General features: G+C 40.7%; 5 protein-coding genes and 1 pseudogene. 1 reads left to right on the forward strand and 5 read right to left on the reverse strand.

Translation table 11 applies throughout. From position 1 onward, the window contains the following. Positions 1 to 5 precede the first annotated feature (5 nt). From H5S41_RS04705 to trpS, 4 genes are all read right to left on the reverse strand, one after another. The gene (locus tag H5S41_RS04705) at positions 6 to 965 is read right to left on the reverse strand and encodes an HELLH-NELLK family protein (protein ID WP_182602512.1); all 960 of its coding nucleotides are present in this window, start codon (positions 963 to 965) and stop codon (positions 6 to 8) included. Next, positions 958 to 2220, reverse strand: coding sequence for a hydroxymethylglutaryl-CoA reductase, degradative (locus H5S41_RS04710; RefSeq protein WP_182602513.1), 1263 nt, complete (start codon positions 2218 to 2220; stop codon positions 958 to 960). Before H5S41_RS04710 ends, H5S41_RS04705 begins: the two co-directional genes overlap by 8 nt. Next, positions 2213 to 3154, reverse strand: a complete 942-nt coding sequence (locus H5S41_RS04715; RefSeq protein WP_182602514.1) for a Ppx/GppA family phosphatase — start codon at positions 3152 to 3154, stop codon at positions 2213 to 2215. Before H5S41_RS04715 ends, H5S41_RS04710 begins: the two co-directional genes overlap by 8 nt. 131 nt (positions 3155 to 3285) lie before the next feature. Beyond that, positions 3286 to 4308 carry a tryptophan--tRNA ligase gene (trpS, locus tag H5S41_RS04720; protein WP_182602515.1) on the reverse strand — a complete coding sequence of 341 codons (1023 nt, stop codon included), beginning with the start codon at positions 4306 to 4308 and terminating at the stop codon, positions 3286 to 3288. 279 nt (positions 4309 to 4587) lie between these two features. On the opposite strand from trpS, the gene H5S41_RS04725 reads away from it, so the two are divergent. Next, positions 4588 to 5535: a DNA-methyltransferase gene (locus tag H5S41_RS04725; protein WP_182602516.1), complete on the forward strand. Its 948-nt coding sequence runs from the start codon at positions 4588 to 4590 to the stop codon at positions 5533 to 5535. Here the strand turns inward: H5S41_RS04725 and H5S41_RS04730 are convergent. Next, positions 5520 to 7174: pseudogene (locus H5S41_RS04730) on the reverse strand (IS1182 family transposase). The gene H5S41_RS04725 and the pseudogene H5S41_RS04730 sit on opposite strands and share 16 nt — an antisense overlap. Positions 7175 to 7241 lie beyond the last annotated feature (67 nt).

Consider the following 7241-nt stretch of genomic DNA (forward strand, 5'->3'; position numbering starts at 1 on the left):
CTAACTCACTTCCTTACAATATACGGAACACTATTTTGTTCAAGAAACTCCTTTACAGGTTGATCATATATTTTCTTAAATTCTTCCGGTGCATTATTAGCAGGTGTCGGAAGAGTAAATGAATTTTGACCATCGCTACGACGGAGACCAACATAAGCCCGCTTATCAGTTCCCCGTTCTTTCATATCGGAATGATAGATTTCAAAGACCTGCCGCATTTCCAACCGAAGCTGCCGTTCACTCAGAACAGGAGACAGCGTCGTATATTCATTGTTATGCAAGGCTGGCAGACCCCAATCCTGCATTTGTTGGTCAAATAGTGAATAGATTTTGATGATTGATCGGCGCATATCAAAAGGCGACTTAATTGGTTTGCTAGTAATCTCCGCATAAATCTTTTTAGCAGCAGCAAGGGCAAGCGGATATTTTTCTTCTAAGACTTTTTCGTATTTTGATAAATTATCACCATAGAAGACAAGCGCGTCTAACAGTGTTAATAGCCGTAACGTCCGTTCATCGTCCTCTTCCTTTTCTGGAGTCAGCGTATGCTCGATTCCTTTCAGATATTCTTCTTCAATCTGATCATTAATAAAGCCATGCTTACGCTGTTCCGCAACAACTACCCGGTGCATTGCCACATTGTATAAGTCGGTTGACATAATCATCATTTGTTCATCGAGTTCTTTATCTCCCAATGACAGTTGGAAGAAAATTTGCGGAAATCCTTTCAAAAGCATCAATAAATGAAGCAGTTCATGAGATGCCGTGTAGTTTGGTGCTGTAAGGTCAGTCACAATAATAACTAATGCTCCCGGAATAGTTTGTTGGGTAGCTTGATCATGACGAACATAACCTGACTTATCACCATGGAACTGAACAAAAACGCTGCCTTCAGGATAAAGGCTGTTAACTTGGTCTAGGAGCGCTTGATTTTCCTTATTTAATTTAATTATCTCTTCAGTCATTGCTTCGATCCTTTCTAATCTTTGCGAGTACTTGTTTAGCAAGAGCCTGGTCGACATGAGAATGTTGCTTTAACTTTGCAACGACCACGGGAACCTCAGCTGGAGTTGCTCCCACGCTAACTGCCAATGACCGATATTGCAACTTCATATGCCCATCTTGAATCCCAGTAGTAGTTAGTGCCCGTAAAGCTGCCAAATTTTGAGCGAGACCTACACTAGCAGTTACCGCAGCTAATTCTTCGGCACTCTTAATTTGGCTAATACGGTAATTTATTTTGGTCATTTTATTTAGGCCGATTGAACCGCCAACTACTCCCACTGGTAACGGCAAAGTAATCTTTCCAACTAAATAATCATCTTCAACCTGCCACGTGCTTAATCCGCGATATTGACCATCACGAGCTGCATAGGCATGGACGCCGCTTTCAATTGCCCGCCAATCATTACCGCTTGCAATCATTACCGCATCAATACCATTCATAATGCCTTTATTATGAGTTGCTGCACGATAAGGGTCAACCTGTGCAAGATCGCTTAAACGAGCAATACGTCTAGCAACTGTTTTACCATCTATTTGCTTCGTTGATAAATATCTGAAATCAATCTTACAAGTAGCGGTTTGAAGACTTTGTGTCGCAAGATTGCTTAAGATCGCTGTTATAACATGAAAACCTTGGGCTGTTAACCACTTACCGACTGCTTCGGCCATTGTATTAACACTATTAGCGCCCATTGCCTGACAAACATTAATTCCTAAGTCAACGCTAATGAAGTTACCGGGAGTCCGGACCGTCATTGTTTCAGCACCGCCACCACGTGCTTGCATCGATGGGTGGGCTTCATTAGCAATTTTTAGAATTATATCTTGGTGAGCAAGCAGCCATGTTTTAGCAGCCATTACATCATCAATCTCGTCTAAAACAACTTGACCAACTAATCGCCGTGCCTGCTTAGGAGCTATAAAGCCCCCTGACTTGCTGACACGTTGAGCACCATTGCTTGCCGCAGCAATTACGGACGGTTCTTCAATAACCATCGGGACGGTATATTGCTGGTCGTTTACCGTTATATTTAACGCTACCCCCTCTGGCAAAGAATAATCCGTAATATAGTTTTCAACTAGCTCATCCCCTAAGTCAGAACTTGTATTTGCTAATACTTCTTTCTCAACTGGTGAGAGTTGACGTGCCTGTGCCAAGCGTTGCCGACGTTCATCTGCCGTAAGCTTGTAAAATCCATGTTGCCAATTATTCATGGTGTCGCTTCCTTTGATTAACATACTCCGTAATAATTCCCTCGCGGACGCCGCTCTCAGAAAATATAACTCGTCCATCGCTATTTCGCTGGAGTAAGGTTACAAGCGGAAGCATCCCACCGATAATTATATCTGCTCTTTCAGGTTCTAAGCCCGCCATACGTTTTCGCTGGGCAAGATTACGATTTAACAATTCACGATAAGTGGCAAATACTACACGGGACGAAAGCTGGTAACCATGGATAGAACCATTTCGATGATGGCGATGGTGATAGGACTGGGTCATCCGTGCTAAAGTCCGGTTAGCCCCGCCTAATAAAACAATCGGTACCCGTGTTGCATATCTTAACCACGGAATCTTAGTTAATCGCTCATTCATCGCAACCTGTGCACGGAAAAGGTCAGCAGCACGGACATAACCATTTAGCCGATACTGTTCGGACAAATTAACAGCACCTACTGGAATTGAGATTAAATTGCGCGCTTTACGTTGTTGAACTAATACCAACTCACAACTTGCTCCACCAACATCTAAAATTAAACAGTGGTTAAGCCGCAATGTCCTAATAACACCCAAATAGTCATAATATGCTTCTTTTTTCCCTGATAAGACTTGCAAATGAATTCCGACTTCACGTTGAACCCGCTTCAAAAATTCTTGTCGGTTACGTGCCTGCCGTACTGCCGCAGTTGTAATAGCTCGCACATTAATATTGGGAATCTCTTGGTAGATTTTCTTAAATCGTTTTAGAGCCGCAATCGTTCGCTCAATTGCGTTTTCTTGTAACATTTTTTCTCGTCCCATTCCCTCAGATAAACGAGTATTCTCTTTTACTCGTCGAATCTCACGAAACCGCCCATCAGGAGTGATTTCTGTAATTGCCATTCGGGCCGAGTTTGAGCCGAGGTCTACAATCGCGAGGTTTTCCACCATTTTCACCTCCGCTTTAATTAATTATTTTTCGGATAAATACATCTCTTTTATGTTACCATGTTCTGCTATGTGAGACACGAAAAAAAACGGGGCCACGAAAAAAATCCACAACCTCGTTTAACAATTTGATTTTATCCAAAATAATTAATGCCAATTGCATCGCGAACTTCTTTAAGCGTTTGGTTAGCAACTTCATTAGCACGGGCAGATCCTTCTTCGAGAACCTGATCAACATAATCAATATTAGCAGCATATTCTTCCCGCCGCTTGCGAATTGGTGCCAATTCAGCTTCCAGTACTTCATTTAAGTACCGCTTAATCTTAACATCACCAAGTCCGCCCGCTTGATATTGTTCTTTTAATTTTGCTACTTGTTCTTTATCAGGGTCAAAAATATCAAGATAAGTAAATACCGTGTTCCCCTCAACGTGTCCCGGATCACTAACTTTAATGTGGGTCGGATCGGTGTACATCGACATTACTTTCTTTTGGACCGTGTCAGCATCATCAGAAAGATAAATTGCGTTGCCAAGCGACTTGCTCATCTTAGCATTACCATCTAATCCGGGAATCCGTCCCTGTCCTTTTGGCGGAAATACTCCTTCGGGCTCAACTAAAATATCTTGCTGATAAATTCGATTAAATGTCCGAACAATTTCACGAGTTTGTTCAAGCATTGGCTCCTGGTCATCGCCAACAGGAACTGTATCCGCCTTAAATGCTGTAACATCAGCTGCTTGACTGACTGGATAAATGAGGAACCCAGCAGGAACACTTTCCCCAAACTTCTTTTGCTTAATTTCAGTTTTAACAGTAGGGTTACGCCGCAGACGAGCCACTGTTACTAGATTAAGGTAATGCATTGTTAATTCGCTTAATGCTGGAATTTGTGATTGCACTAGGATCGTTGACTTATGAGGATCAATCCCAACAGCTAAATAATCAAGCGCAACTTCATGCAAACTCCGACGAATTTTTTCCGGATCCCGTGCATTATCAGTCAAAGCCTGCTGGTCAGCAATCATAATATAAGTGTTATATTTACCCGTATTTTGTAATTCAACCCGGTTTTTTAGCGAACCAACATAGTGTCCAATATGAAGCTTACCTGTTGGACGATCACCAGTTAGAATAACATGTTTTTCTTCTGCCATTTTAATTCCTCCTAAAAATAAGGCGTCCTATCTTAGTAACTAATTACTAAAATAGGACGCTTTGCGCGCGGTGCCACCTAAATTGCAAATAACATTTGCCGCTCTTTATCTATTTTGTTGTAACCATTTCACACTTTGGAGACCTTTACACCAACCGTCTCTCGCTAAAACTCATGTTACTTAATATATATAATTTTAATCCAATCACCCCTAAAAAGGCAAGACAATCCCGAATATGACAAGTATAATAATATTAAACGTCGAACGGGAGTGGTTAGTATGCGCTCAAAAAGAAATAAAACAATTGATTTTTCACTCAAGGAAGCTTCACCGGAATTACTTAACCAAATTCTACAGCCTAATAATTCTGACCTTCATGCAGTCCAAGATAAAATTATTAATGGCGATTCCTTTAAAGTGATGAATAATCTAGCACTACAGCAAGTTGACCTTGCCTTAGTTGACCCTCCCTACAACCTCAATAAGCAATATGATGGTTTAAATTTTAAGAAAATGTCTACAAGCCAGTATCAAGCATATACCCAGAAGTGGATTGATCTTTTAAAACCATTACTAAAAGCCAATGCTAGTATCTATGTTTTTTCTGATTGGGCAACCAGTATCGCCCTTGCACCCGTATTAGAGCAAAATTTCACCATTCAAAACCGCATTACCTGGCAACGCGAAAAAGGGCGCGGTTCACAAAAAAACTGGAAAAACGGAATGGAAGATATTTGGTTCTTAACTACCGATGCTAATAACTACACTTTTAACGTTAATCAAGTTAAACAGCGCCGCCAAGTAGTCGCACCATATCGGCAGGATGGGATGGCTAAAGATTGGCAATCGACTAAAAATGGCAATTTTCGCGATACAATGCCTTCTAATTTCTGGGATGATATTTCAATTCCTTATTGGTCAATGCCTGAAAATACTGGTCATCCAACGCAAAAGCCTGAAAAACTTCTTGCTAAGATCATCCTTGCTAGTTCTAATCCAAACGACTTTATCTTTGACCCCTTTGCTGGTTCTGGTTCAAGTCTTGTAACCGCCGCTAAGCTTAATCGTCATTATTTAGGGATTGAACAAAGTATGTTATATTGCGTATGGGGGCAGTACCGGCTTAATCAGGTCAAAGACAATCAAACTATCCAAGGTTATACTGATGGTGTTTTTTGGGAACGAAACACCCTAGCTGCTCAACGAAAATTTCAAAGACATAAATGATAAGAGGGGCTGTGACATAAGTCCTTTAAATTAAGAGAACCGTTCGGAATTTCATTTGAAATTCTGAGCGGTTCTTCCTTTTCTTAAAATTAATACTAAATATGGACAGCCTCCCGGCGATCTTTTTCATATTCAGTGCCATTAGGGCAATTCCAATCTGACTTTTGGCTTTCTTGAGACCACGCACCGTGAACCTCTTGAAACCCAAATAAGCTTTCAAATTTCCAAAAACAGTTTCTACATCGTACTTGCGACGAGAATACGTAGTGGACTTTGAAAGCGACTTACGTGCTTTAGCTTTAAAATACTCCCATTGTGGATTAACCATAATATACTTAGTATTTCCACGTGGCGTTAATGCCTGAGGAATAACTTGGTGATTTTCATCGTACTTTTCGGCTTGATATACCTTAAAGTCGCGATGGAACTTATATTTATCGTTTCGGTAAGCGTATCGTTTAAAATTAAAGCGGACTCCAGCTGGATTGACATAGTAATCATCGTCTTCATGGTATTCCCAATTCATAACCTTTCGATCATCAGAGCGCCATTTGCGACTATTCTCTTTAATCATCGTGCTATAAGGAATTAGGGCGGTGCAATCAGGCAACTCATCTTCAAGATATTTATAATTACGTTCAGACCCATAACCAGCATCGGCTACAATTTCTCGTCCCAAAACTTCGTTCTGGGCGAGCTGCTTAAGAAATGGAATTAGTGTTCTCGTATCAGTGGGGTTTTGCATTAAGTCATAACCAAGCGTAAATTGCGAATTAGTCATAATTTGAAGATTATATGCCGGCTTAGTTTGTCCATTACGCATTGGATCTTCTTTAACGCGCATAAAAGTAGCTGCGTGATCTGTTTTAGAGTAGCTATTCCGTGAACCAGCGATCTGCATTTGAGTACGATATTCTAAATTTTTTTGGCGACAGTGTTCTAAAGCGCGGCGATATTTTTTGGCGTGGCGTCGTTCTTGTTTGGCCGGATTAGGCGAAACCTTAGCGGTTTCGCTTACCTGTTGATTCAATTCTTCGATACGTTGTTCAAGAAGCGCAATAATAGTATCGAGCTGATCAACGTCAAAGTTATTCTCGTCAACGTCGATTTTAACTTCAGCTTGCTTGATTTCTTGAAGCAGTTTACGGGCTTTTTCAACGTTTAATTCACTATATTTGATCGTACGCTTCTTCCAAACAAAGGAGTACTTATTTGCGTTAGCCAGAATTTTAGTGCCATCAATAAATGAAGCCTCATCAATCATTCCTTGAGCTTTCAAGTAGTCATGAAACTCCTTAAAACTGCTTTGGATCATTTCTTCTAAGTCCTTAGAAATCACAAAGCGAGCAATCGTACGGTAAGTTGGTCGCTGTTCTTGAGTTAACCACATTGCGACAATATTTTCACGAGCAAAGCGTTCAATTTTCCGACAGGAAATAATACCGTAACTGTAGGCTAAAAGGACCAATTTTAATAACATTCTCGGATCGTATTCCCTTGGTCGCCCCATAATATTAGGCTTGCGGATCGCAAGGCCTTCAACTAATTGGTTAATATAACGAGCAGGATGGTTTAATTCAGGTTCATAGGCAGTAGGTATGTTCAAACTAAGTTGATTCATGTTATAATTAGTTTCCAATGTTTTATATATCCTTTCGAGGGTATTTTGAAGACATCGACGGGCTGGTCGGTGTCTTTTTCTTTTA

The organism is Limosilactobacillus albertensis (assembly GCF_014145555.1).
GTDB lineage: Bacteria > Bacillota > Bacilli > Lactobacillales > Lactobacillaceae > Limosilactobacillus > Limosilactobacillus albertensis.

What these genes read in the sequence shown, in the direction of transcription:
- H5S41_RS04715 (WP_182602514.1), bottom strand. Translation starts at nt 3,154, where the DNA reads ATGGTGGAAAACCTCGCGATTGTAGACCTCGGCTCAAACTCGGCCCGA.
- H5S41_RS04710 (WP_182602513.1), bottom strand. Translation starts at nt 2,220, where the DNA reads ATGAATAATTGGCAACATGGATTTTACAAGCTTACGGCAGATGAACGT.
- H5S41_RS04705 (WP_182602512.1), bottom strand. Translation starts at nt 965, where the DNA reads ATGACTGAAGAGATAATTAAATTAAATAAGGAAAATCAAGCGCTCCTA.
- H5S41_RS04725 (WP_182602516.1), top strand. Translation starts at nt 4,588, where the DNA reads ATGCGCTCAAAAAGAAATAAAACAATTGATTTTTCACTCAAGGAAGCT.
- trpS (WP_182602515.1), bottom strand. Translation starts at nt 4,308, where the DNA reads ATGGCAGAAGAAAAACATGTTATTCTAACTGGTGATCGTCCAACAGGT.